The organism is Halomonas alimentaria (genome assembly GCF_009902005.1).
Taxonomy (GTDB): Bacteria; Pseudomonadota; Gammaproteobacteria; order Pseudomonadales; family Halomonadaceae; genus Halomonas; species Halomonas alimentaria.
Genome location: NZ_WUTT01000001.1, coordinates 1,060,790 through 1,085,814, shown reverse-complemented (window position 1 = coordinate 1,085,814; position 25,025 = coordinate 1,060,790). Strand labels below are relative to the sequence as shown.

Here is a 25,025-nt window from a genome sequence, read left to right as displayed (position 1 = left end):
TTGGTAGGCCGGGATCACCGGCGTAAATTCATTGGCGTCCCTGACGCGAGCAAAAGCCATCAGGCGCGCTGCGGCCTGTGAGGGCAGTCAGCACGGGACATCGGAGTCGGGGACGCCGGTCGCACCTGGCATCGGTTCCTGCCATCGTGGATGGCAAACAGGAACCCTGTGGCGACCGTTTGCGCCGATCTCGCCAGAACGGCGGGATCTCGGTGGCGCTCCATCTACACAATTCGAACGCTTGCGGCCTTCAGCGATGGCGCTGGGCCTGGCGTTGCGGCGCCCATCCTGTGCTCGGTCGGTGACCGGCGGCGGTGGCGTCGTACATGATGGTGGGGTCAACACATGCGAGGAGCGCGCATGCTACCATCGTCGACCCGCCCTGGCCAGCCTTTTCGGCTGCCCTGTTGTTGCTGCTAATCGAGGAGATGTCATGCCTAGCGTGTGGGTCGATGCCGACGCCTGTCCCAAGGTGGCCCGTGAGATTATCGTGCGTGCCGCCGAGCGCACCCGCACGGCGGCCTGGTTCGTCGCCAACCATACGGTACCGCTGCCGCGCTCGGCGTGGGTCAAGGCGCTGGCCGTCAGCCAGGGCTTCGATGCCGCCGATGACGAGATCGTCGAGCGTATCCAGCCCGGCGACCTGCTGATCACCTCGGACCTGCCGCTGGCCATGGCCGCCATCGAGCGGCAGGCGAAGGTGATGACCACCCGCGGCGAGGCCCTGGACGCCAACAACATTCGCGCCCGGGTGCAGATGAGGGACTTCATGGAGACGATGCGCGCCAGCGGCGAACACACCGGCGGCCCCAGCGGCTATTCCGACAGCGACCGCCGCGAATTCGCCAACGCCCTGGATCGCTGGCTGGCGAAGAACGCTTGATCCATGACGCATCTGCACCCGGGGTGCAGATTCGGCTGATTCAAGGGCAGCATGGAGACCATGCGCGCCAGCGGCGAACACACCGGCGGGCCCAGCGGCTATTCCGACAGCGACCGCCGCGAGTTCGCCAACGCCCTGGATCGCTGGCTGGCGAAGCAGCGGTAACAGGACCGGGGCACCTGACGGCGCCAATCGCGCAGGATCTGCGCTCCTACTCCTGGTTGCGTTGGAAGCGCTGGATCTCGCGACGCTGCTTCTTGTCGGGGCGCTTGAGTGGGTGCTGCATGGCCTGGTTGGTGAGCCGGCGCGCCTCGGCTTCGCGCTCGCGGCGGGCCACGCTCTCCTCGGTCTCACGGTAGAGGGCGCGGGCCTCTGGGGCGCCGCGGCGCTGGTCGGAGAGCGCGATGACCTCCACCTCGAGGATATCCCAGCCCTGGGGCACGCGAATGATGGCCCCCACCTCCACGGTCTTGCTGGTCTTGGCCCGGGCACCGTTGTAGTGCACCTTGCCGCCCTCGATGGCCTTCTTGGCCAGGCCGCGGGTCTTGAAGAAGCGTGCCGCCCATAGCCACTTGTCGAGCCGTACGCTATCCATGGGTGCTTCCTCCATTCGCTTCGGCGCCCGGGGCCAGCGGCGGCTCGTTGCCAGGCAGGATGGCAGCGAAGGTATCCAGGGCGACGAACTCCTCCAGCTCACGCTCCGGCCGTCGACTGTCGGGCTGCTTGATGCCCAGCAGATGGCGGATACCGAACGTCCGAGCGCTCTCCAGCACCCGCGGGTTGTCATCGATGAACAGGGTGCGAGCGGGGTCGAAGGGCTCCACCTCCTGCAGCGCGAACCAGAACGCCTGCTCCTCCTTGGGCACGCCGAGGTCGGCGGAGGAGACGATGGCGTCCAGGTACTGCTCCAGACCGGTGAGCGGCAGCTTGAGCTCGAGGCTGGCGCGGTCGGCGTTGGTGGCCAGCACCACCCGCGGGTGGGCCTGCTTGAGCCACTTGAGGAAGTCCAGGGCGTCACCGCGCAGGCCGATCAGGTGCTGGATCTCGCGCTTGAGGGCGACCACGTCGACGTCGAGCTCGCGGCTCCAGTAGTCGAGGCTGTACCAGCTGAGGGTGCCCTGTTCGTGGAGCACCTTCGAGCGCACCACCTCCTGGGTGGCCTCGTCGAGCTGGTGCAGCTCCACATAGCGGCGCGGCAGGTGCTCGAGCCAGAAATGGCTGTCGAAATGCAGGTCCAGCAGGGTGCCGTCCATGTCCAGCAGGACGGTATCGATGGCGCGCCAGTCGATCATGGGGATTCCGGGTCGTGGCTTGCGGGAGGTGATATGGTAACAGGCGATCCCTCCCCCAGAAACGGAGCCGCCATGACCTCGCCCAGTTGGCCGCAGAAACCCGCTATCCTCGACCGCCGCTCGGTGGCCAGGAGCCGCCTGTTCCACGTGGAGTCACTGGACCTGCGCTTCTCCAACGGCGAAGAGCGCACCTTCGAGCGCCTGACCGGCAGCGACAGCGGCGCGGTGATGATCGTGGCCATGCCCGACCCCGAGCACGTGCTGCTGATCCGCGAGTACGCCGCGGGATTCGAGGACTATGTGCTGACCCTGCCCAAGGGGCTGGTGGACCCCGGAGAGGACATCATCACCGCGGCCAACCGTGAACTGATGGAGGAGTGTGGCTTCGGCGCCCACAACATCCAGCCACTGGTCGAGCTGTCGCTGGCGCCCAACTACATGCGCCATCGCATGCAGGTGCTGCTGGCCAGTGACCTCTACCCCAAGCGCCTGCCCGGTGACGAACCCGAGCCACTGATCGTCGAGACGCACTCGATCCACGAGCTGCCCGCCCTGCTCGCCCGGGAGGACTTCCATGAGGCCCGGGCCATCGCCGCGCTGTATATCGCCCGCGACAAGCTGCTCGAACGCGAAGCGGAGACGGCCCTGCGCTGGTAGCGGGACTCAGCGCCGGTGCAGTCGCTGGCGCAGCAGCCCGTTGGCCTCCTTGAGCCGTACCCAGCGCGCCTGGCGATAGCTGTCCAGGCCCGCCTCCAGCAGTTCCATCACCTCCATGGCACCGTCCAGCGGCACCGGCGGTGGCGCATCGTGCAGCAGCATCTCGGCCACCCCGGTGTAGAAGGCCGGGTAGTCGCCGGGCCGGTTGGGCTGCTCATGCACCGCCGGTATTTCGCTCTCGTCACTGGCCAGGGTCAACCGCCCGAGGTCGGGGTCATTGCCCAGGCCCGCCACCACCGCCAGGCTCTCCTTGAGGCGTGCCTCCTGGGGATCCTGACCGAACTTCACGTAGCTGCCGAGGGTCCCGTGCACCCGGAAGCGGGGCGTGGGGTCGGCCACCAGAGAGCTCGCCTGGAGGGTGACCCGCGGGCCGTCGTACTCCAGCAGGCAGAGGAAATCGTCGTCCACCTCGGCGCCGTCGCGCAGGGTGGCGAGCTCCAGCAGGATCGCCCGCGGCATGCCGAACAATTGCACCACCTGGTCGAGCAGGTGCGGCCCCAGGTCGTACCAGATTCCTCCACCCGGTCGATGGTTCTCGCGCCAGCGATCGGTCACCGTGGACCGGAAACGATCGAGGCGCGACTCCAGCGACACCACCCGCCCCAGGGTGCCCTCCTTGAGCACACCTTTCAGGGTGAGGAAGTCGCTGTCCCAGCGGCGGTTGTGGAAGACACTCAGGGTGCGCTCGGCGTTATCCGCCTGGGTGCGCAGCAGGCGTGCCTCGGAGAGCGTCACGGTGAAGGGCTTGTCCACCACCACATGCTTGCCGGCGGCGAGTGCCGCCTTGGTCAGCGGGAAGTGGGTATCGTTGGGTGTGGCGATGACCACCAGGTCGATATCGCGACGCGCGAACAGTGCCGGCGCCTTGGCCAGCACCTCCACCTCAGGCAGGTCGGCGTGGACCCGTTCGGCATCGCCGCTGACCACGGCGACGAGCTCCATGCCCTCGGTGGCCTGGATCAGCGGCGCGTGGAACACCTGGCCCGCCTGGCCGTAACCGACCAGCCCGACGCTGAGCGTATGGGTCTTCATCGCAGCCTTCCTTGAAAGAGACGCCGACGCCCCAGCCTGGGCCGGGGCGCCAGGGAGTGGATCAATCGAGCTTGGTCAGGTCGCGTACTGCGCCCTTGTCGGCCGAGGTGGCGAGCAGTGCATAGGCCTTGAGTGCCGCGGAAACCTTGCGGTCGCGCTGGATACTGGGCTTCCAGGCATCGGCGCCCCTGGCCTCCATGGCCGCGCGGCGCTCGGCGAGGACCTCGTCGCTGAGCTTGACGTTGATGGCACGGTTGGGGATATCGATCTGGATGATATCGCCCTGCTCGACCAGGCCGATGGCGCCGCCGGCAGCAGCCTCCGGGGAGGCGTGGCCGATGGAGAGCCCGGAGGTGCCGCCGGAGAAGCGACCGTCGGTGAGCAGCGCGCAGGCCTTGCCCAGCCCCTTGGATTTCAGGTAGCTGGTCGGGTAGAGCATCTCCTGCATGCCGGGACCGCCCTTGGGCCCCTCGTAGCGGATGACGACCACGTCGCCCTCCTTCACCTGGCCACCGAGGATATGCTCCACCGCCTGGTCCTGGGACTCCACCACATGGGCCGGGCCCTCGAAGACCAGGATCGACTCATCCACCCCGGCGGTCTTCACCACGCAGCCGTCGACGGCGATGTTGCCCTTGAGCACGGCGAGACCACCCTCGGTCGAGAAGGCGTGGTCCAGGTCACGGATGCAACCGCTGGCACGGTCGCCATCGAGGCTCGGCCAGCGGGCGCTCTGGGAGAAGGCCACCTGGGTGGGCACGCCACCGGGGCCAGCGCGGAAGAACTCCACCACCTCGGGACTCGGGTTGCGCATGATGTCCCATTCGTCCAGGGCCGCCTTCAGGGAGTCGCCGTAGACGGTGGGCACTCGGGTGTCGAGCACGCCGGCGCGATCCAGCTCGCCGAGAATGGCCATGATGCCGCCGGCGCGGTGCACGTCCTCGATATGGTACTTCTGGGTGTTGGGAGCCACCTTGCACAGCTGCGGCACCTCACGCGAGAGGCGGTCGATATCGGTCATGGTGAAATCGACCTCGGCCTCCTGGGCGGCGGCCAGCAGGTGCAGGATGGTGTTGGTGGAGCCGCCCATGGCGATATCCAGGGTCATGGCGTTCTTGAACGCCGCCTTGGAGCCGATGGCACGCGGCAGCAGGTGCGCCTCGTTGCCCTCGTAGACCCGCTTGGCCAGTTCGACGATGCGATGACCCGCGGTCTCGAACAGGCGGCGGCGGTCGGCGTGGGTGGCCACCACGGTGCCGTTGCCCGGCAGGGCCAGGCCCAGCGCTTCCATCAGGCAGTTCATGGAGTTGGCGGTGAACATGCCGGAACAGGAGCCGCAGGTGGGACAGGCACTGCGCTCCACCTCGGAGAGGGTCTCGTCATCGACGCTGTCGTCGGCGGCCATCACCATGGCATCCACCAGGTCGAGGCCGTGGTCGAGCAGCTTGGTCTTGCCCGCCTCCATGGGGCCGCCGGAGACGAAGATCACCGGGATGTTCAGGCGCATGGCGGCGTTGAGCATCCCGGGGGTGATCTTGTCGCAGTTGGAGATGCACACCAGCGCGTCGGCGCAGTGGGCGTTGACCATGTACTCGACGCTGTCGGCGATCAGGTCGCGGCTGGGCAGCGAATAGAGCATGCCGTCGTGGCCCATGGCGATGCCGTCGTCCACGGCGATGGTGTTGAACTCCTTGGCCACCCCGCCGGCCTTCTCGATCTCGCGGGCCACCAGCTGCCCCAAGTCCTTCAGGTGCACGTGCCCCGGCACGAACTGGGTGAAGGAGTTGGCCACGGCGATGATCGGCTTGTGGAAGTCGTCATCCTTCATGCCGGTGGCGCGCCACAGGGCGCGGGCGCCGGCCATGTTGCGACCGGCGGTGGTGGTGCGGGAACGATACTCGGGCATGGTGTCCTCTTCTTCGCGTGCGGCCGCCTGTGCCGGCGGCTCGGTGTCCAGGTCAGCCCCCGATTCTGTCACGCGCCCGGCCGTCAGGCCAGTGGCTCAGGCAGCGGCACCAGCCGCCCCGCCTCCAGCCGGCAGCGGCGATCGGCCAGGGCATCGATGTCGTCGCGGTCGTGGCTGACCAGGATCACCGCGGCGCCCGCCTCCTGCTGGCGTCGCACCAGCGCCCACAGGCCCGCGCGGGTGGCCTCGTCGAGGCCGGTGAAGGGCTCGTCGAGCAGCAGTAGCGGCGAGGCCCGCAGCAGGGCGCGCAGCAGCGCCACCCGCTGGCGCTGGCCGCCGGAGAGCTCGCTGGGCAGGCGCGCCTCGAGGCCGGCCAGCCCCACCTCGGCCAGGCCTTCGGTGATGCGCCGGCGCTGGTCGGCGGTGAGCCGCAGGTCCGGCGCCAGGCCGAGCCCCAGGTTGGCCCACACCGGCAGGTGGTCGAAGAGGTTGTGCTCCTGGAAGACGGTGGTGATGCCGCGCTCCCAGGGCGGGCGCGCCAGCAGCTCCTGCCCCCGCCAGGTCAGGGTGCCGCCCTCGCGCTCGAGGAAGCCGGCCAGCAGCCCCAGCAGGGTACTCTTGCCGCAGCCCGACGGGCCCTCCACCGAGAGGCACTCGCCCGGGGCCAGGCGGAAGGTGAAGCAGAAGGCCGGCGTCTCGCCGGGGTCGGCGCGGTCGTAGTGGAAGGTCAGGTCGCGACAGTCGAGCATCAGGGTCTCCAGCGCGGACGTGGCGGGCGGCGGGTCAGGCCGCCCAGCGCGGCGAAGATGAGGGTCACCAGCACCAGCAGCAGCAGTGCGGTGGCCGCCGCCCCCTGCCAGCGATAGCCGCCCAGCTGCTGGTAGAGCAGCATCGGCAGGGTCGGGGCGGAGGGGCTGCCGAACAGGGCGATGACGCTGAAGTCCCCCAGCGACAGCGTCATGGCGTAGGCCAGCGCCAGGGCCAGCGGACGGCGCAACCGCGGCCAGGTCAGCCAGCGCAGCCTTGCGGCCCCGCGCACACCGAGCTGGTCGGCCAGGCGCGCCTCGGGGGCGGTGAGCCCCGGCAGCGCCCCGCGCAGCACCTGCATGGCGAAGGGCAGCGCCATCAGGGCGTTGACCAGCACCACCAGCCCATAGCCCTCCCAGCCGCTGCCCAGGGTGGGGCGCAGCAGCAGGAAGAGCCCGGTGCCCAGCACCAGCGCCGGCACCACCAGAATCAGCTGGCCGCCGCCCTCCATCGCCAGGCCCAGGGCACCCTGCCCAGCGCGGCGCAACCAACGGCTGCCGGCCAGTAGCGCCAGCGCCAGGGCGAGCGCGCCGAGGCCCGCCCCCAGCGCCATGGCGAGGCTGCGTGCCGCCGCCGGCCACAGGCTCGACGCCCGGGGCAGCTCGGCCAGGCCGCCCAGGCCGGCGATGACGATGGCCGCCAGGGGCGGAACCAGCAGCGCGGCCAAGGCCAGCAACCAGGCGGCATCGACCCAGCGGGAGACACCCAGGGCGTCGCGGCGGCGCCAGCGCCCCAGGGACGGCAGGCGCACGCTGCCTACCATCAGCGAGGGCGCCCCGCCCCGGGAGAGCGCCAGCAGCCACAGGCCCAGGCAGATCGTCAGCTGGGTCAGCGCCAGCAGCGCGGCCAGGGCCAGGTCGTGATCGAACTTCAGCGCCTGGTAGATCGCCACCTCCAGGGTGGAGCTGCGTGGCCCGCCGCCCAGGGTCATGACGATGGCGAAGCTGGTGAAGCAGAGGGTGAAGACCAGCGCCGCCAGCCGCGGCAGCAGCGATGCCAGGCGCGGCCACTCCAGGGTGCGCCAGATCGCCCCCCGCGAAAGCCCCAACTGGGCGGCCAGCCGCCAGTGGGCCGCAGGCGCCGTCTCCAGGGCCTGCAGCATCAGCCGCGCGGCGAGCGGCAGGTTGTAGAACACATGGGCCAGCACGATGCCCGAGAGGCCGTAGAGGTAACCGGCCTCCAGGCCGAAGAGCCACTCCCACAACGGTGCCGCCCAGCCACGCCGGCCATGCACCGCCACCAGGCCGAACAGGCCGATCAGCGTCGGCAACACCAGCGAGAGCTCCATGGCGCGCAGCAGCAGGGCCCGACCCGGGAAGGCGGGGCGCCGCGCCAGGGCCAGGGCCACGGGCACGGCGAGCCCCACGCTGAGCAGCGTGGAGAGCGTGGCCTGCCACAGGGTGAAACGCAGGATGGCGGCGAGCCATGGCTCCTGCCACAGCATGGCCGGGTGCAGCGCCCGGGCCTGCCACAGCAGTGCGGCCAGGCTGCCGAGCCCCAGCCCCGTCACCAGCGCCAGGGCGGCGAGCCCCAGCCCCGGCGGCCAGGGCGAGGGGCGCGCCCAGCGCGACGGCGTCAGCGCGCCGCCGCGTTCAGCCACTCGCGGATCCAGGCGCGGCGGTTGTCGCGCACCTCCTCGGGGGTGAAGGTGAGGCTCTCGGGGTCGATCAGCCGCTCGAACACCGCCGGCAGCTCGTCACCCAGGTCGATGGCAGGGTTCATCACGTTGCCCAGCGGGATGTGGCGTTGGAAGTCCGGGGTCAGCATGAAGGCGAGGAAGTCGCGGGCCAGCTCGGGCTCGTCGCTGGAGCGCAGCCTCGCCGCGGTCTCCACCTGCAGGTAGTGGCCCTCGTCGAACTCGGCGGCCTGGTAGCGGTCGGTCTCCTCCACCGCCATGTGGTAGGCCGGCGAGGTGGCATAGGAGAGCACCATGGGCGCCTCGCCGTTCATGAACAGCGAGAAATAGGCCTGGCTCCAGCCGTTGGTCACGGTGAGCACCCGCTCGTTGAGCCTTTCCCAGGCCGCGGGCGCCGCGTCACCGTAGACATGCTTAATCCACAGCAGCAGCCCCTGGCCGGTGACGCTGGTGCGCGGGTCCTGGAGGATGATCTTGACGTCGTCCGGGGCCTCGAGCAGTTCGGCGAAACTGCCCGGCGGATCTTCCAGCTGCTCGCTGTCGTAGACGAAGGCGAAGTGGCCCCAGTCGTAGGGCAGGAAGGTGTCGTCGTCCCATACGATGGGCAGCTCGAGCGCGCTCGTGTCGACGCCGTGGGGCGCCAGCAGCTCGAGCCCGCGGGCCTCGGCCATCAGGTTCATGTCGAGACCGAGCACCAGGTCGGCGCCGCTGCCCTCCCCCTCCAGGCGCAGGCGCTGGAGGATATCCACGCCACCGTCGAGTGCCACGAAGCGCAGTTCGCAGTCGCCGCAGCGCGCCTCGAAGGCCTCCTCGATGCCGGGCCCCGGCCCCCACTCGGAAACGAAGGAGTCGTAGGTATAGACGGTGAGCGTGCGCTCTGCGGCGGTGGCGCCGCCCACCGTCAGGCCTGACAGCACGGCGCCTGCCGCTACCAGATATTTCATGGGTTGTTCCTGTTATTGGCCGGCCCCGGGAGTCGGCACAGCCACTGACCCCGGGGTTACCTTCCAGCTTATGGCTTACGGCTCCGGCGCAGCCGGGTCAGCCGAAGACCACCCTGGCCACATCCTTGTAGCGCCTGGCGAAGTGTACCGTCATGCCCTCCTTGAGGTGCTCCGGCAACTCGTCGTAATCGCGGTGGTTGGCCTCGGGGAGGATCACCTCGAAGATGCCGCTGCGCCGGGCGGCGATCACCTTCTCGCGGATACCGCCCACCGGCAACACATGTCCGGTCAGGGTCAGTTCACCGGTCATCGCCAGATTGCGATCGATGGCCTGGTGGCGGGCCAGCGAGAGCAGTGCGGTGGTCATGGTCACCCCCGCCGAGGGGCCATCCTTGGGCGTGGCGCCCTCCGGCACGTGCATATGCACGAAGGCAGAATCGAAGAAGTCGGCGTCGGCGCCATACTCGGCCAGGTGCCCCAGCACATAGCTGTAGGCGATGTTGGCCGACTCCTGCATCACCTCGCCGAGCTTGCCAGTGAGTTTGAATCCACGGGTCAGCGAATGCACCTTGCCCGCCTCGATGGGCAGGGTGGCGCCGCCCATGGAGGTCCAGGCCAGGCCGGTGACCACGCCCTCACCCTGGAGCACCTGCTCCTTGCGGAACAGCGGCGCCCCCAGGTACTCCTCGAGGTTCTTCACCGAGACCTTCACCGACTGCTGGTCACTCTCCAGCAGCTTGACCGCCGCCTTGCGCACAATGCGGTGCAGCTGCTTCTCGAGCTGGCGGACCCCCGCCTCGCGGGCATAGCCCTCGATCACCTGGCGCAGGGCGGCATCGGTAAGGTTGATGCGCTTCTTGGGGATATTGTCGCGCTTGAGCAGCTTGGGCCACAGATGGTTCTTGGCGATCGCCATCTTCTCCTCGGCGATGTAGCCGGAGAGACGGATCTGCTCCATGCGGTCGAGCAGCGCCGGGGGGATCGAGTCCAGGGTATTGGCGGTACACACGAAGAGCACCTTGGAGAGGTCCAGGCGCACGTCCAGGTAGTGGTCGAGGAAGTCGACGTTCTGCTCCGGGTCGAGCACCTCGAGCAGCGCCGAGGCGGGGTCACCCTGGAAGGACTGCCCCAACTTGTCGATCTCGTCGAGCATGATCACCGGGTTCTCGACCTCGACCTCCTTGAGGGCCTGGGCGAGCTTGCCGGGCATGGCACCGATATAGGTGCGCCGGTGGCCCTTGATCTCCGCCTCGTCGCGCATGCCGCCCACCGAGAAGCGATAGAACTCGCGGCCCAGCGCCTCGGCGATGGAGCGACCCACCGAGGTCTTCCCGACCCCGGGCGGTCCCACCAGCAGCACGATGGAGCCGCCCACATCGCCCTTGAAGGTGCCCTCGGCGAGAAACTCGACGATGCGCTCCTTCACGTCGGCCAGGCCGTCGTGGTCGCGGTCGAGCACCGTACGAGCGTGGCCCAGGTCGAGCTGGTCCTGGCTGCGCACGCCCCAGGGCATGCTGGTCAGCCAATCCAGGTAGTTGCGGGTGGTACCGTACTCCGGCGAGCCGGTCTCCAGCACCGCCAGCTTGTCGAGCTCCTCCTCGATGCGGGTGAGCACCTTGGGCGGCACCACCAGGTCCTCGAGGCGGTCGCGGAAGGTGTCGACGTCGTTCTCGCGGTCGTCCTTGGAGATGCCCAGCTCGCGCTGGATCACCTTGAGCTGCTCGCGCAGGAAGAACTCCCGCTGGCGATCCTGCATCTGGGCGTTGACCTGGTCGCTGATCTCGCTCTGCAGCTGGGCGACTTCAATCTCCTTGCGCAGCAGCGGCAGCACCTTCTGCATGCGCGAAAGCACCGGCAGGGTGGCCAGCACGTCCTGCAGCTCGTGCCCCTTGGCCGAGGTGATGGCGGCGGCGAAGTCGGTGAGCGGCCCGGGCTCATGGGGGCTGAAGCGGTTGAGGTAGTGCTTGAGCTCCTCGCCGTAGAGCGGGTTGATCGGCAGCAGCTCCTTGATGCCGTTGATCAGCGACATGGCGTAGGCCCGCGCCTCGTCGGCCTCGGCATCCACCGGCTCGCGGGGGTAGCTCACCTCCACCAGGTAGGGCGGCTCCCGGGAGATCCAGCGCTGAATCCGGAAGCGCTGCAGGCCCTGGGCGATGAACTGCAGCTGGTCATCCTCGCCCTGCAGCTTGTGGATCTTCACCGCGGTGCCGATCTCGGGGAAGTCGCCGTGATCCAGCCCCTCCAGCGCGGCATCACCGACGAAGGCCAGGCCCACGGTGTGGTGCGGGGTCTTGGCAACACGCTCGATGGTCTCTTCCCAGCGTTCGCGGTTGATCACCAGCGGCTGTACCTGGGCGGGAAAGAAGGGGCGGTTGTGGATGGGCAGCAGGTAGATGCGCTCGGGCAGCGCTTCACGGGCCGGCACCATGGAACGCTGGCTGTCGCCGGTCGATTCACCGAGGTCGAGACCCTCGCCCTGCTCCTGCTCGTCCTGTTCGTGCTCGTCGTGGATCCATTCCGGCTCGTCAGACGCGTGGCGGTCCTGGTCGTCGCTCATGGGGTCTCCCTGTCCAAGCGGTTGGGCATATGCCGATGGACTGTGGAATGCGGGCGATGATCGGCAACTTCAAGTCTGGCTATCGCCATAGTGGTGGCAGCGGGCGGCCATTGACGCGCACCTTGCCTCGCACCACGTCCACCGCCAGCTCCCGGGTGTCCAGCGGCAGTCCCAGCCACAGGGCCACCACGGTGGGCACCTCGCGCCAGACGAAGTCGCCGTCCAGGCGGCTGCGCCAACGGGCCTGCTCGGCGGGATCATCGAGTCGTGAGACGCTGAGCTCATCGAGGCGCCGTGGATCGAAGATCAGCGCCCCCTCGCCCTGGGCGGAAAGGCCCAGCATGGGGCTGTCGAGTGCCACCGCGGTGACATCCAGGCGTGGTGAATCCTGCAGCAGCGCCTTGAACTCCGGGTCGAGCCGCTCGATCAGCTGGCGGGGCGTTGGGGTGTCGCTGCCCCCCGTCATCACCTCCTCGCGCAGGCGGCGCAGCAGGGTACGCAACGCCTCGGCATCGACGCGGGAAAACTGCGCCGTTGCGCCTCCGGTAAGCAGCACCTGATCGGCGGCCAGCACCTCCCCCAGGTTGAGCTCGCCGTCGATAAGAAGCTCGCTGTCGTCTAGCTCCATGCGACTGCGGTAGACCAGCTCGCTGCCATCCAGCTCGAGGTCCGGCTGACTCCAGGAGACCCGGTCGAGGCGCAGCAGGTCATGCTGGGTGAAATGGTGGGCATCGGCGGTATAGGCGTAGCGGCTCTCCAGGCTGGCCGGGCCGGCCTCCAGGGTGACCACCCCGTCGGTCAGGCGCAGCGGCTTGAGACGGGCGCGCAGCCACCAGTCGCCGTACTCGCCGCCGAAGGTGACCTGCCCACCCTGGAAGTCGAGCTCGCGCTGGCCCTGGCGAACCACGAAGGGAGACAGCCCGACACTGCCCTTGAGGGCGCCGCCCAGGGTCTGGTAGCGGGCGTGCCAGCGCGGCGCCGTGGAGGGCAGCGCATCGCCGAACAGGCGCCGCTGGGCCGGCCCCAGGGTAGGCTGGATCTCACCGTCCAGCCGGGTGCTGAGCACGCCGTGGCGCGCGGTATAGGTGAAGGAGAGCTGCCAGCCGTCGCCCAGCAGCGGGGCGATCAGAACCCGTCCCGAGGAAGAGAGCCAGCCGCGTTCCACGTCCTCGCGTTCGACCACCAGCTCACCGCGCGCCTCCAGGTCGTTCAGGGTGCGCAGCAGCTCGCGTTCGAAGAGCAGCGAGGCGGCGTACTGGGCCACCGCCCAGACCAGCGCCAGCCCTACCACCACCGGCACGATCAGTCGTTCCTTGCGCATGCTCACTCCCTTCCCTGCGACGCCTGCTATGGCATTCGCGAAATACCGCCGTGCCGTGCTAGTGCAGCCAGAACCACAGGTGCATGAGGCTCCAGGCGTAGATGCCGGCGAGAACATCGTCGATCATGATGCCGAAGCCACCGGCCACATGACGGTCGGCCCAGCGGATGGGGAACGGCTTGATCACGTCGAATACCCGGAAGACCAGGAACCCCCATAGTGCCGACTCCCAGGAGAAGGGCACTGCCGCCATGGTGATCCAGTAGCCCACGAACTCATCCCAGACAATACCCGAATGGTCGTGGACGCCGAGGTCGCGGGAGGTCTTCTCGCACAACCACACGCCCCACACGAAGGCGATGAAGACCACCCCCCAGTACCAGGAAAGTGGCAGTTCGGAGAGCAACCAGTAGAAGGGGATGGCGGCCAGGGTTCCGAAGGTTCCCGGCGCCCAGGGCACGGTGCCGCTCCCCAGACCGAAGGCCAGGAAGTGGGAGGGACGATGCCAGACGCTGGATGGGGCGCGATTCATGAAGTGCCTCCCGGAGGGGCGCCACGGAAGTGCTGCCAACCGGTGCGCTGGGCCGCCGGCACGCCGCTAACGCCCGGCGCACGGGTCAGGCGACCGACCACCGTCAGCGGCAACTCGAGTGCTGCCAGGCGTCGGCGGGCCTCGTCCAGCTCCTCGGCGGGCAGGCACACCAGCAGCTCGTAGTCATCGCCGCCGGTCAGCGCCGCCTGGCGTGCGCCCTCCTCGCCCAGCGCCGCCACCAGCCCCTCGGCCAGCGGCAGCGTCTCGGGCTCGAGATGGGCGCCGCCCCCGGAGTGTTCGAGGATATGGCCCAGGTCGGCGAGCAGCCCGTCGGAGATATCCACTGCGGCCGTGGCCAGCCCGGCCAGGGCCTCGCCGGCGGCCAGCCGCGGCCGGGGTGTCAGGTAGCGCTGCAGCAGCGGATGGACAGGGTCGCGCTCGCCTGCCTGCCACGCCGCCAGGCCACCGGCACCGCCACCCAAGGCGCCGGTCACCGCCACCAGGTCGCCAGGACGGCCGCCGCCGCGGGTCATGGCTGCCTCGGGTGCCACCTCGCCCATCACGGTGACGCCGATGGCCAGCTCACCGCGGGTGATGTCGCCGCCGGCCAGGCGGGTGCCGGTCGCCTCGCAGAGCGTCAGGAACCCACGCGAGAAGCCCTCCAGCCAGGCGTCCTCGCTCTCATCCAGCGACAGCGACATGAAGCACCAGCGGGCCCTGGCGCCCATGGCGGCAAGATCGGAGAGGCTGACCGCCAGGGCCCGGTGGCCTACCGCCTCGGGCGGGGCGTCGGGGGGGAAGTGCACCCCGCACACGGAGGTATCGACGCTCACCGCCAGCCGCCGGCCCGGGGTGGGCGCCAGCAGCGCGCAGTCGTCGCCCACGCCCATCACCACCCCGGACTCGGGGTCGGGGGTGGCGGGGGTAAAGTAGCGGGCGATGAGGTCGAATTCGCTATGCATCCGGTTTCCCTTCAGCGGCGGCGGGCGGCCACCTCGGCGCCGCGCAGGCGCCCGGCAAGCTTGTCGAGGATGCCGTTGACGTACTTGTGGCCGTCGGTGGCCCCGAACGACTTGGCCAGCTCGACGCCCTCGTTGATGGCCACCCGGTACGGCACCTCCAGGCGCCGCGAGAGCTCGTAGGCGCCCAGTCGCAGGATGGCCAGCTCGATGGCGTCGAGCTCCTCGAGCTTGCGGTCGAGCAGCGGCGCGATGGAGGCATCGAGGTCGGCGCGGAAGCGTGACACGTTGTGCACCAGCTCATGGAACAGCGCCAGGTCGGCGATCTCCATGACCTTGTGCCAGTTCTCGTGGTCCTCGAGATCGTCGTCGGCCAGCTGGCTACGGAACTCCACCTCCACCGCGCTCATCGACTTACCGGTCATCTGCCACTGGTAGAGACACTGCACCGCCAGTTCACGGGCGGCGCGCCGCCCCTGCTGCGCCTTCGAGGGCCCGCGCTCGCGTCTCATGCTTCCTCCTCGGCGCCACCGCCCAGCTGGCGCATCAGCGAGACCATCTCCATGGCCGCCATGGCCGCCTCGGCGCCCTTGTTGCCGGCCTTGGTGCCGGAGCGCTCGATGGCCTGCTCGATGGAGTTGACGGTGAGCACGCCGTTGGCGATGGGGGTCTCGAACTCCAGCTGCAGGTTGCCCAGGGCCGCGTTGCAGCCACCGGCCACGTACTCGAAGTGCGGGGTGCCGCCGCGGATCACCGCGCCCAGGGCGATGACGGCCTCGGGGCGCGCCACCTTGAGCACCTGCTTGACCGCCAGGGGCAGCTCCCAGGCGCCGGGCACATGGACGATGTCGATGTTCTCGGCATCGACGCCATGGCGCACCAGGATATCCACGGCGCCCTCTACCAGGCTGTCCACCACGTGGTGGTTGAAGCGCCCCACCACGATCACGTAGCGACCGTCGACGTCGACGAAGCTGCCTTCCAGTTGAGAAATGGGTTCCATATCGGTTTCCTGCTGAGGCTCACCGGCGCGGCCATGCCGCGCCCGGAATTGAATGAGAGTAGGTGATGGGAGTGCCGAGGGGAGGCGCCGTGTCACTCGCCGTCGGCAGCGTCGACACCCGCCGGGAGATCCTCCGGCCCCAGGCGCTCCACTACCTCCAGGTCGAAGCCCGAGATCGCCGAGAACTTCCAGGGCGAGCTGAGCAGGCGCATCTGGCCCACGCCCAGGTGGCGCAGGATCTGCGAGCCGGTGCCGATGGTCAGGTAGTTGCCGGCACCATCGGAATCGCTGGTACGCGGGGCACGGCGACGCTCGAGGAAGATATCGAGCTGGTCACGCAGGTCGAGACGCGGCCGGCCATGATCGAGCAGCACGAAGACGCCGCGCTCGCTGCGCGCTACCTCGGCGATGGCCTCGTGGGAGGTCCAGTGGCCCCCCTCGCCCTTCTGCAGGCAGAGCAGGTCGCGCATGGTGTCGGCCAGGTGCACGCGAACCGTGGTCGGCGTCTCGGGACTCGGCCGGCCCTTGACCAGCGCCAGGTGATGGGCGCCCTGGATGCTGTCACGGAAGACGTGCAGGGTGAGCTCGCCGTGGGCGGTCTTCACCGTGGTCGACTCCTCGTGATCCACGGTCTGCTCGTTGTGGATGCGATAGTGGATCAGGTCGGCGATGGTGCCCATCCTGATGCCATGCTCCTCGGCAAAGCGCTCGAGCTCGGGGCGGCGAGCCATGGTGCCGTCGTCGTTCATGATCTCGCAGATCACGCCGCTGGGGTCGAGGCCGGCAAGGGAGGCGAGGTCGCAGGCGGCTTCGGTATGGCCAGCGCGGCGCAGCACACCGCCGGGCTCGGCCATCAGCGGAAAGATATGACCGGGCTGGACGATATCCTCGGGGCGGGCATCGCGGGCCACGGCGGCCTGTACGGTGCGCGCGCGGTCGGCGGCGGAGATGCCGGTGGTAACGCCCTCGGTGGCCTCGATGGAGAGGGTAAACTTGGTGCCGAAACCGGAGCCATTGTCGTTGACCATCAGCGGCAGCTTGAGTCGCTCACAGCGGCTGCGGGTCATCGGCAGGCAGATCAGACCGCGGGCATGGCGGGCCATGAAGTTGATGTGCTCGGCCTGCACCTTCTCGGCGGCCATGATGATGTCGCCTTCGTTCTCGCGATCCTCATCGTCCATCAGGATCACCATCTTGCCCTGACGGATGTCCTCGATCAGGTCTTCGATAGGGGCCAGGCCCCCGGCAGTGGCGTGCACCATGAGATCTCCAGAAATTCTGCGTGGCAGGCGTCGGCAGGCGGCGACAATCATGTCGTCCACAGGCGTCGCCTCGCCTCGAAACGGCGTCAGGGTACCTTGGCGCGGCAGCGGGCGCCAGTAAAGAGCCCTTGGCGACAGTGCTATAGCGCCTGGAAGCACCGCTCACGGCTTTTCCGGCGACAGGCCTTTCGCTTGATATCGCTATCGCGCCTGGCTGCGCCGACGCGGCCGGGCGGTAATGCGCCAGTCCTGCCCCACGGCGCGGATATCGAGGATCTCCAGGCCGCGCTGGTGGGCCATGGTCTCGATGCCGGCGAGCTGAAACAGCGGACGGGCGTCGCCGCCGAGCAGGGTGGGCGCCACGAACAGCTGCATCTCATCCACCAGGCCGGCATCGAGCATGGCGCCGGCCAGGGTCGCGCCGGTCTCCAGCAGCACTTCGTTGGCCTGCTCGACCTCGGCCAGGTGGCGAAGCACGGCATCCAGGTCGACCCGACCGTCATCGCCGGCGGGCAGGGTGAGCACCTCGGCCCCGGCGCGGGTGAGCCGTTCGATGCGCTCCTCGTCGACGCCCTCCACCGCCACCACCAGGGTGCGCCCCGGTTCGGTGAGGCAGGCCGCCGCCTCGGGCAGGCGCAGGCGGCTGTCGACGATCACCCGCAGCGGCTGACGGGTGGCGATGGCCTCGGCATCGGGCAGGCCGAGCTGGTCGGCGCGCACGGTGAGCCGCGAATTGTCGAAGATCACCGACTCCACCCCGGTGAGCACGGCACTTGCGCGGGCACGCAGGCGCTGCACCTGGCGCCGCGCCTCGGGGCCGGTGATCCACTGCGACTCGCCGGACTGCATGGCGGTGCGGCCGTCGAGACTCATGGCCATCTTCAGGCGCACGAAGGGGCGCCCATGGTCCATGCGGCGCACGAAGCCGGCGTTGAGCGACCGGGCCTCGTCCTCGGCGATGCCCACCGTCACCTCGATGCCGGCCTCGCGCAGCATCGCAATGCCGCGGCCGGCCACCGCCGGATTGGGGTCCTCCATGGCCACTACCACACGGGCCACGCCGGCCTCGATCAGCGCCACCGCGCAGGGCCCGGTGCGGCCGTGATGGGAGCAGGGCTCCAGGGTGACGTAGGCGGTGGCGCCGCGGGCCGCATCGCCCGCGGCGTTAAGGGCGTGCACCTCGGCATGGGGCTCGCCGGCGCGGGCATGGTAGCCCTCCCCTACCAGCCGCCCATCCTTGACCAGCACGCAGCCGACGCGGGGGTTGGGATGCGTGGTATAGAGGCCGCGGCGAGCCAGCTCGAGGGCTCGGGCCATCCAGGTTTCCGGCGGGGGGTAGGCCATGGGGGCGCTCCGGGTCAGCGAGGGGGCGTCTGTTCGGGGTCCTGGGCGAGGCGGTCGATCTCGGCGCGGAACTCGTCGATGTCCTGAAAGCGGCGGTAGACCGAGGCGAAGCGGATGTAGGCGACCTGGTCGAGGCCGCGCAGCGCGGCCATTACCGCCTCACCGATGTCGCGGGCGTGGATCTCGCGCTCGCCGCGGGCGCGCAGGGTCTGGCGGATGCGCTGCACCGAGGCCTCGATGGCCTCGGCGCTGACCGGGCGCTTCTCCAGGGCACGCAGCATGCCGGCGCGCAGCTTCTCCTCGTTGAAGGCCTCGCGGGAGCCGTCACCCTTGATCACCCGCGGCATGATCAGCTCGGCGGTCTCGTAGGTGGTGAAGCGCTCGCCGCAGGCCACGCACTGGCGACGCCGCCGCACCTGGTCTCCCTCGGCGACCAGCCGCGAGTCGGTGACCTTGGTGTCGTGGGTGCCGCAGAAGGGACAGTGCATGGCAGGGTTCCAGAACGGGAAACGGGACTCGTCGCATTGTAGCGACTCGAGCCCCGCCCGCCCAGCGGTGCCTCCTCAGTGCCCCGCGTGCGACATGCCTTCGGCCTTCCCCTCGGGCATCTCCTCGGACATGCCGTGGCCCATGGTCTCGATGCGGCGCACCGGGGCCGCCACCTCGAGGGTCTGGCCATCATCGAAGGTCAGGCTGAGCGCCACCTCGTCGCCCTCGTGCAGCGGCTCGACCAGATCGATCAGCATCAGGTGGTAGCCGCCCGGGGCCAGTTGCGCGCCTTCGCCCGACGGCACCGGGATCATCTCCACCTGGCGCATCTGCATCACCCCGTCCACGTCAACATGATTGTGGAGCTCCGCCACGCGGGCGGCCGGCGTGCTCGCCGCTACCAGGGCGCGATCGGCATCACCGGCGTTGTGAAGCTGCATGAAGGCGGCGGTGGTGGTGGAGACCGGCGGCACGGCACGCACATGGGCGCCCTCGACGCTCAGTGTGTCGGCCAGCGCCGCGCTGCTGGCCAGGCCAGCAACCAGGGCGAGCAGCGGGCCGCGCCAGGACAGGGAAAAACGTGGCAGCATGCGGATGATCCTCTCGATGACGGGAACCTGAGGTCACAGCATAGGTCAGGAGACGCGGCATGTTCGCGCTTGCGACATAACGCCCCAGCGCGGCGGCGATTAATGCACCGCTAATCACTGGCTGTCAGGCTCAGCGCCTGACGGCATGATCGCCCCACATTTCCGGCAAGGAGCCATTCCCCATGCAGGCATTGAACCAGAGCGTCGCCGTGGGTCCCATGGGATTCTCGATCGGCCAGCTGCTGATCATCCTGGCCTTCGGTGTCGCCCTGCTCACCGGGGCGCTGATCGGGCGCCGCCATCGCACGCCCACGGCCGATACCCTCTTGAACCTGCTGCTGATCGCCCTGGTCGGCGCGCGGCTGGTGTTCGTGGCACGTTACTGGAGCAGCTACGATGGATTCCTGTCGCTGCTCGACATCCGCGATGGCGGCTTTGACCCTCTGGGCGGCCTGCTAGCCGGCCTGGGCTATGCCGCCTGGCGCCTGTGGCGCTCCCCCCGCCAGCGGGTCCCGCTGGGCGGCGCCCTGCTGGCCGGCCTTCTCGCCTGGGGGCTCACCGCAGGCCCCCTGCTGTTGATGGAAGATCGCGGCCGCCCGCTTCCCGACACACCCCTGACCACCCTGGCGGGCGACCCCATCGACCTGCCGAGCCTGGCCGAGGACCAGGGCCAGCCGCTGGTGGTCAACCTCTGGGCCACCTGGTGCCCGCCGTGTCGCCGCGAAATGCCGGTGTTCGAACAGGCCCAGGACGAGGCCAGCTACATCACCTTCGCCTTCGTCAACCAGGGAGAGGACGTGGCGCTGGTGAACCGCTTCCTCGACGAGCAGTCCCTGGAGCTGGGCAACGTGCTGCTCGATGCACGCACCGCCCTGGGCGATGTGACCGGCGCCATGGCCATGCCCACCACGCTGTTCTATGACGCCGAGGGACGACTGGTGGATACCCACTTCGGCGAACTCTCCCACGCCACCCTGCGCCAGGGACTGGAACGCCTGCGCTGACGCCCTGCTTCGAGACACTTCACCTCAGCCTTCACGACAACCGTCACAAGGACCCCATAATGCGACACACCCTCAAGTTGCCGGCCATCGGCGCCCTAACCCTGGCCTTCATGGCTCCGGCCCTGGCCAATGATGACCTGCCCGCCCCGGTGGCCGCCCTCACCGAGCAGGGCCTGACCATCCACGGCGAGTTCGAGGGCCCGGCCGGATTGACCGGCTACGGCGCCAGCCACTCCGCCGGCGAAGTAGCCATCTACCTGCTGCCGGGCGGCGAGCACGCCATCGTCGGCACCCTGGTCGATGCCGAAGGCAACAACCTCTCCGAGCCCGCACTGGACAAGCACGTACGCGCCGCCCAGTTCGCCGAGGTGTGGCAGGACCTGGAGGCGAGCCACTGGATCGGTGACGGCAACCCCGACGCAGAGCGCATCGTCTACACCTTCACCGATCCCAACTGCCCCTACTGCCGACAGTTCTGGCACGAGGCCCGCCCCTGGGTCGAAGCCGGCGAGGTACAGCTGCGCCATATCATGATCGGCGTGCTGGCCGCGGACAGCCCGGCCAAGGCCGCCGCCCTGCTGGGCGCCGACGATCCCGCCGCCGCCCTTCACGCCCATAGCGGCGAAGGCGACGAGATCGAGGCGGGCCCCCAGTCCCGCGAGGTCGAGGAGCAGGTCTACGCCAACAACCAGCTGTTCGATTCGCTGGGTTTCATGGCTACGCCGACCACCCTCTACCGCGACGGGGATCGTGTGGATCGCGTCGAAGGCGTGCCAAGCGCCGAGCGCCTCGAGGAGGCCATGGGCAGCCCCGCGCCCTGAGCGCAGTCGTAGTCCCGCCCACGCGGCTAGTGACAAAACAGCCTCCGCCAGGCACTGCCGGGCGGAGGCTCAGTCATCGCCGATAAATCGGGCTCCTACTCGACGTCGAGGTCCTCGAAGCGCGGCTGGCCGACGTTCCAGGGCTTGACCTCCTCGCCCTTCTCGCCCCAGTTGGCGTGGTCGGCGAGGCGATGGCCATCGACCTCACGCTCCTGGCCGTAGCTGGAGTGCTTGTGGAAGGTCGGTCCGAACTTCTCAAGCACCTCGTCCACGCTACCGGTGTAGCGCGGGTCCTGCGGGCGCTCCTGCTGGGTCATGTAGTAGGCGATGTCCCACGCTTCCTGATCCGAGAGCGACAGCGGCTGCCCCAGCGGCATATTGTTCTTGATAAACCCGGCGGCGGTATAGGTACGCACGATGCCGGCACCCCAGTTATTGGAGCCATCCCCCCAGGTGGCGGGGAACACATACTCGCCATCCTGATAGAGACCCGAGCCATCCTCGCTGTGGCAGACCGCGCAGTTGTCCGCAAACAGCTGCTCGCCATTCGTATAGCTCAGCTCGTCGGTGCGCTCCGGTGACGGGAAGCCGCGACCATAGATGGGCTGGTCCGGATACACGGGCGCCCCCTTGGCCAGCCACTGATGGTAGGCGGAGAGCGCCAGCATGTCATCGCTGCCGTACGCCGGCGGGGTACCGTTCATGGAGTAGGCGAAACAGCCGGCAATACGCTCCTCGAGATTGTTGACGTGCTGGTTCTTGCCACGGAAGTTCGGCAGGGTCACTGCGGCCGGCCATACCGGGGCACTGAACGGCTGGCGCCCCTCTCCCAGGTGGCAGCTGGAGCAGTTCATGTCATTGAAGACGTTCTTGCCACGCAGCTGCTGGGTGTTGGTGAAGAGATCATAGCCGCGGCGAATGACGGCCTTGGTCTGCGGCTTCATATCGGCGGCCTCGAGGTCCGCCATGGTCGGCGGCACATGCACCAGCTCACCCTCCTGGGGCGCCGGATAGCCCATTTCCACCAGCTTGTCGTAGGGATGGCCGTCGGTCTCTGCCCAGGCGACCAGGCTTGCGCTGGCGGCCAGGGTCACACCGGCCAGTGCCAGCGTCTTCCTGCGATTGATCATTGTCTGTTCCCCCTTACTCGTCGGTCGCCGGCTGAGTGGCCAGCCAGGCCGCCACGGCGGTGATGTCCTCGTCGCTCATGCGCTGGGCAATCGCCCCCATCAGGTTCTGCGGGTCGTTGGCACGACGCCCCTCCTGCCAGGCGTGAAGCTGATTCTCGATGTAACCAGCATGCTGACCGGCGATCCCCGGGAAGGTGCTGCCCACGCCCTGGTTACCGGGACCATGGCAGCTCTTGCAGGAGACGATGTACTCGTCCCAGTCACCGCGCAGGGCGAGCTGCTCGCCGCGGGCCAGTACCGCCTCGTCGACGTCGCCGCCGTCGCCCTGAGTGGCGGGCAGCTGGCTGTAGTAGGCCGACACGTCGGCGATCTGCTGGTCGTCGAGCATGTTGACGAAGGGCATCATGGTGGGTGCCTCGCGACTCCCTTCCTTGATGTCATGCAACTGCTTGGCCATGTAGTCGGCGTCGAGGCCGGCCAGGCGCGGCCAGGATTCCCCCCCTGGCACGTTCATGCCGCTGCCGTCGGCCTGATGGCAGGCGACACAGGTCCCCGCGGCCTCCTCGCCACGCTGGGCGTCTCCCTCGAGCGCCACGGCCTGGCCGGCGGCCAGGCCGGCACCCAGCAGCAGGCCGAGCCCACTCAAGATCCTCTTGCTGGTCATCGGTATTCCCCTCGTTTTGTCGTGGCCCCTCGGATGGGGGCAGTCTCTCAATGCCCCTCCGGGGCAGTGCGATTCGCCTGAACCGGGAAGGTCAGGCGAGCCTCCAGCCCCCCCCTCACGGGACGGACGAACTTCAGATCACCGCCGAAGCGCTCGGCGATGGCCACCACGATGGCCAGCCCCAGGCCGCTGCCGTGCTGCTTGCTGGCACGCCAGAAGCGTCTGGCCATCTGCTCCAGGGCTTCGTCATCGACGCCGGGCCCCTGGTCGATCACCCGGAATGTCAAAGTACTGTGGTTATCGCACTCCACATCGAGGGTCACATGTGACCCCTCGCCGCCGTGGCGGAGCGCGTTGTCGATCAGGTTGCGCAGTGCGGCCACCGCCAGCTCCCGCGGCAACGCCAGGGATACCTGGGGCCACGCTTCGGGCAGTTCGAAGCGCGCGGTCGCGGCACCACTGTCACGCAGCGCCAGGGCCACCACATCGGCGGGGCGGCACGGAGTGCCGTCCTCAAAGGCCAGCCGGCCCTCCACCCGCGCCAGCATCAGCAGTTGGTCGAGTATCCGCGCCAGGCGCTCGACACCCTCCTCAGCGTAGCCGACGGCATCACGCGCCGCTTCGCCCTCTACCCGGCTGGCCACCTGCAGGTGGGTCTTGATGGCGGTGAGCGGTGTGCGCAGCTCATGGGCGGCATCGTTGGTGAAGCGCTGCTCGCGCACGATGGCCTGCTGGACGCGGGCCAGCAGGCCGTTGAGGGTCTCCACCAGCGGACGCAGCTCGCCGGGCACCCCGTAGGTGGCCACCGGCGCCAGTGCATCCGGATGACGCCGCGCCAGGGAGTCACGCAGCCGGGCAAGGGGCGACAGGCCACGCACCACGCCGATCCACAGCGCCACCAGGCTGCCCAGCATGGCCACCACGAAGGGCACCGTGGCCACCTTGATGACGTTGCCGAGCAGCAGGTCGCGCTCGTCCATGCGGTCGGCGGTAGTGATGGTCAGCCCGCCCCGCTCGTAGGTGAACACCCGCCAGGTCACGCCGCCCTCCTCACGGTAGGCGTGCCCGCCGACCTCGCCCACCGCCAGGATCGACTCCAGGTCAGTGTGGGTACGCGCCATGATCTCGCCGCGCGGCGAGTGCACCTGGCAGGCCAGCCCCTCGATCGGCGGGATCGACAGCGCCCGCCGGTCGGCCTCGAGCCACACATCCTGGGGCAGCTGCGCCATCAGCCCCGCGACCATGCGCGCGGACTGGGCGAGGCGCTGGTCGAGGGTGGCCACGAACTGTTCCTCCAGATCGCGCAGCAGCCAGGCGGCGGCCAGCCCCCAGAGCAGCACCAGGGTGACCCCGAGAGTCACCAGCAGCCGCGTCCGCAGGCTCACGGACGCTCCTTCTCGTCGGACTCACCCAGCGGCGGCCCCAGCCGGTAGCCCAGCCCGCGTACCGTTTCGATCAGCTCGCTGCCGAGCTTGCGGCGCAGATGGTGGATATGCACGTTGAGGGCGTTGCTCTCCACATCCTCGCTCATGCCGTAGAGGCTATCCTTGAGCTGGTCCGCCGAGAGCACACTGCGCGGGGCCTGCAGGAAAGCCTCCAGCAGCACCAGCTCGCGGCGCGAGAGCGCGACCGGGCGGCCGTCGACGCTGACCTCCCGGGCCACCGGGTCAAGGCACAGGGCACCGTGCTCGATCAGCGGATGCGAGCGCCCCGCCGCCCGCCGCAGAAGTGCCTGCAGCCGGGCCACCAGTTCGTCGAGGTCGAAGGGCTTGACCAGGTAGTCGTCGGCACCGCCCTGCAGCCCCGCCACCCGGTCACTGACCGCATCACGAGCCGTCAGTACCAGCACCGGCGTAGTCACCCCGGCGTCGCGCCACTCCTCGAGCAGGCTCAGGCCGTCACCGTCGGGCAGGCCACGGTCGAGGATCACCACATCGCTGTCGACGCTCTCCAGGGCGCGACGCGCCTCGGCAATGGAAGCCACATGATCGACGACATAGTCGTGCACGGCGAGCCCGGCGCGAATGCCTGAGGCCACCAGGGCGTCATCCTCGATCAGTAGTACGTGCATGGCATCGGGTCCTCTCGTTATGCGACATCCTGTCACCAGGCCATTAAGCCTGCGTTAATGG

General features: G+C 68.9%; 26 protein-coding genes. 5 read left to right on the top strand and 21 right to left on the bottom strand.

Annotated features, from left to right (window positions below; translation table 11 throughout):
* The first annotated feature begins 433 nt into the window (after nt 1-433).
* Entirely contained in the window at nt 434-883 is a 450-nt protein-coding gene (locus tag GRB96_RS05200; RefSeq protein WP_161431111.1) for a YaiI/YqxD family protein, read from the top strand.
* A gap of 51 nt (nt 884-934) precedes the next feature.
* A complete protein-coding gene (locus GRB96_RS05195; RefSeq protein WP_420841743.1) occupies nt 935-1,048 on the top strand; it encodes a DUF188 domain-containing protein in 114 nt (37 codons plus the stop codon).
* Nucleotides 1,049-1,094: 46 nt separating this feature from the next.
* Here the strand turns inward: GRB96_RS05195 and hslR are convergent, their stop codons facing one another.
* A complete protein-coding gene (hslR, locus tag GRB96_RS05190) occupies nt 1,095-1,478 on the bottom strand; it encodes a ribosome-associated heat shock protein Hsp15 (protein WP_161431109.1) in 384 nt (127 codons plus the stop codon).
* Nucleotides 1,471-2,175 (bottom strand): GMP/IMP nucleotidase, encoded by a 705-nt coding sequence (yrfG, locus tag GRB96_RS05185; protein ID WP_161431107.1) that lies wholly within the window; start codon nt 2,173-2,175, stop codon nt 1,471-1,473. The genes hslR and yrfG overlap by 8 nt, the downstream gene beginning before the upstream one ends.
* A gap of 72 nt (nt 2,176-2,247) precedes the next feature.
* Between yrfG and nudE the strand changes: the two genes are divergently transcribed.
* The gene (gene nudE, locus GRB96_RS05180) at nt 2,248-2,832 is read left to right on the top strand and encodes an ADP compounds hydrolase NudE (RefSeq protein ID WP_161431104.1); all 585 of its coding nucleotides are present in this window, start codon (nt 2,248-2,250) and stop codon (nt 2,830-2,832) included.
* Between the two features lie 6 nt (nt 2,833-2,838).
* On the opposite strand, the gene GRB96_RS05175 is transcribed toward nudE, so the two are convergent.
* The 15 genes from GRB96_RS05175 to GRB96_RS05105 form a co-directional block, all read right to left on the bottom strand.
* Complete coding sequence (locus GRB96_RS05175) at nt 2,839-3,924, bottom strand: oxidoreductase (RefSeq protein WP_161431102.1); 1,086 nt, start codon at nt 3,922-3,924, stop codon at nt 2,839-2,841.
* A gap of 61 nt (nt 3,925-3,985) precedes the next feature.
* Complete coding sequence (ilvD, locus tag GRB96_RS05170) at nt 3,986-5,830, bottom strand: dihydroxy-acid dehydratase (RefSeq protein WP_161431100.1); 1,845 nt, start codon at nt 5,828-5,830, stop codon at nt 3,986-3,988.
* Between the two features lie 83 nt (nt 5,831-5,913).
* Nucleotides 5,914-6,579 (bottom strand): ATP-binding cassette domain-containing protein, encoded by a 666-nt coding sequence (locus GRB96_RS05165; protein WP_161431098.1) that lies wholly within the window; start codon nt 6,577-6,579, stop codon nt 5,914-5,916.
* Nucleotides 6,579-8,237 carry a thiamine/thiamine pyrophosphate ABC transporter permease gene (thiP, locus tag GRB96_RS05160; RefSeq protein WP_205743496.1) on the bottom strand — a complete coding sequence of 553 codons (1,659 nt, stop codon included), beginning with the start codon at nt 8,235-8,237 and terminating at the stop codon, nt 6,579-6,581. Before thiP ends, GRB96_RS05165 begins: the two co-directional genes overlap by 1 nt.
* Nucleotides 8,213-9,217, bottom strand: a complete 1,005-nt coding sequence (gene thiB, locus GRB96_RS05155; protein ID WP_161431096.1) for a thiamine ABC transporter substrate binding subunit — start codon at nt 9,215-9,217, stop codon at nt 8,213-8,215. The genes thiP and thiB overlap by 25 nt, the downstream gene beginning before the upstream one ends.
* Nucleotides 9,218-9,314: 97 nt before the next feature.
* The gene (gene lon, locus GRB96_RS05150; RefSeq protein ID WP_161431094.1) at nt 9,315-11,774 is read right to left on the bottom strand and encodes an endopeptidase La; all 2,460 of its coding nucleotides are present in this window, start codon (nt 11,772-11,774) and stop codon (nt 9,315-9,317) included.
* Between the two features lie 79 nt (nt 11,775-11,853).
* Entirely contained in the window at nt 11,854-13,095 is a 1,242-nt protein-coding gene (locus GRB96_RS05145; RefSeq protein WP_161431092.1) for a DUF945 family protein, read from the bottom strand.
* Between the two features lie 58 nt (nt 13,096-13,153).
* Nucleotides 13,154-13,627: a phosphatidylglycerophosphatase A family protein gene (locus GRB96_RS05140; RefSeq protein ID WP_161431090.1), complete on the bottom strand. Its 474-nt coding sequence runs from the start codon at nt 13,625-13,627 to the stop codon at nt 13,154-13,156.
* A complete protein-coding gene (gene thiL / locus GRB96_RS05135; protein WP_161431088.1) occupies nt 13,624-14,589 on the bottom strand; it encodes a thiamine-phosphate kinase in 966 nt (321 codons plus the stop codon). The genes GRB96_RS05140 and thiL overlap by 4 nt, the downstream gene beginning before the upstream one ends.
* Before the next feature lie 11 nt (nt 14,590-14,600).
* Complete coding sequence (gene nusB, locus GRB96_RS05130) at nt 14,601-15,098, bottom strand: transcription antitermination factor NusB (protein WP_161431086.1); 498 nt, start codon at nt 15,096-15,098, stop codon at nt 14,601-14,603.
* Nucleotides 15,095-15,589, bottom strand: a complete 495-nt coding sequence (gene ribH, locus GRB96_RS05125) for a 6,7-dimethyl-8-ribityllumazine synthase (protein WP_161431084.1) — start codon at nt 15,587-15,589, stop codon at nt 15,095-15,097. Before ribH ends, nusB begins: the two co-directional genes overlap by 4 nt.
* 92 nt (nt 15,590-15,681) lie before the next feature.
* Nucleotides 15,682-16,851 (bottom strand): bifunctional 3,4-dihydroxy-2-butanone-4-phosphate synthase/GTP cyclohydrolase II, encoded by a 1,170-nt coding sequence (gene ribBA / locus GRB96_RS05120; RefSeq protein WP_161431082.1) that lies wholly within the window; start codon nt 16,849-16,851, stop codon nt 15,682-15,684.
* 201 nt (nt 16,852-17,052) lie between these two features.
* Nucleotides 17,053-18,195, bottom strand: a complete 1,143-nt coding sequence (gene ribD / locus GRB96_RS05115; protein WP_161431081.1) for a bifunctional diaminohydroxyphosphoribosylaminopyrimidine deaminase/5-amino-6-(5-phosphoribosylamino)uracil reductase RibD — start codon at nt 18,193-18,195, stop codon at nt 17,053-17,055.
* 14 nt (nt 18,196-18,209) lie between these two features.
* Nucleotides 18,210-18,683: a transcriptional regulator NrdR gene (gene nrdR, locus GRB96_RS05110; RefSeq protein WP_161431079.1), complete on the bottom strand. Its 474-nt coding sequence runs from the start codon at nt 18,681-18,683 to the stop codon at nt 18,210-18,212.
* A gap of 75 nt (nt 18,684-18,758) precedes the next feature.
* Entirely contained in the window at nt 18,759-19,274 is a 516-nt protein-coding gene (locus GRB96_RS05105; protein WP_161431077.1) for a copper chaperone PCu(A)C, read from the bottom strand.
* A 182-nt stretch (nt 19,275-19,456) separates the two neighbouring features.
* Between GRB96_RS05105 and GRB96_RS05100 the strand changes: the two genes are divergently transcribed.
* Nucleotides 19,457-20,278 carry a TlpA family protein disulfide reductase gene (locus tag GRB96_RS05100; RefSeq protein WP_161431075.1) on the top strand — a complete coding sequence of 274 codons (822 nt, stop codon included), beginning with the start codon at nt 19,457-19,459 and terminating at the stop codon, nt 20,276-20,278.
* Nucleotides 20,279-20,337: 59 nt separating this feature from the next.
* On the top strand, nt 20,338-21,099 hold the full coding sequence (gene dsbG / locus GRB96_RS05095) for a thiol:disulfide interchange protein DsbG (protein ID WP_161431074.1): 762 nt from the start codon (nt 20,338-20,340) through the stop codon (nt 21,097-21,099).
* A 95-nt stretch (nt 21,100-21,194) separates the two neighbouring features.
* Here dsbG and GRB96_RS05090 read toward each other — a convergent pair whose 3' ends face one another.
* From GRB96_RS05090 to GRB96_RS05075, 4 genes are read right to left on the bottom strand one after another with little or no spacing between them, the layout of a single operon-like run.
* The gene (locus GRB96_RS05090) at nt 21,195-22,229 is read right to left on the bottom strand and encodes a c-type cytochrome (RefSeq protein ID WP_161431072.1); all 1,035 of its coding nucleotides are present in this window, start codon (nt 22,227-22,229) and stop codon (nt 21,195-21,197) included.
* A 13-nt stretch (nt 22,230-22,242) separates the two neighbouring features.
* Complete coding sequence (locus GRB96_RS05085; protein WP_161431070.1) at nt 22,243-22,893, bottom strand: c-type cytochrome; 651 nt, start codon at nt 22,891-22,893, stop codon at nt 22,243-22,245.
* 47 nt (nt 22,894-22,940) lie between these two features.
* Nucleotides 22,941-24,278 (bottom strand): ATP-binding protein, encoded by a 1,338-nt coding sequence (locus tag GRB96_RS05080; protein WP_161431068.1) that lies wholly within the window; start codon nt 24,276-24,278, stop codon nt 22,941-22,943.
* Complete coding sequence (locus GRB96_RS05075; RefSeq protein ID WP_161431066.1) at nt 24,275-24,964, bottom strand: response regulator; 690 nt, start codon at nt 24,962-24,964, stop codon at nt 24,275-24,277. The genes GRB96_RS05080 and GRB96_RS05075 overlap by 4 nt, the downstream gene beginning before the upstream one ends.
* Nucleotides 24,965-25,025: the final 61 nt, after the last annotated feature.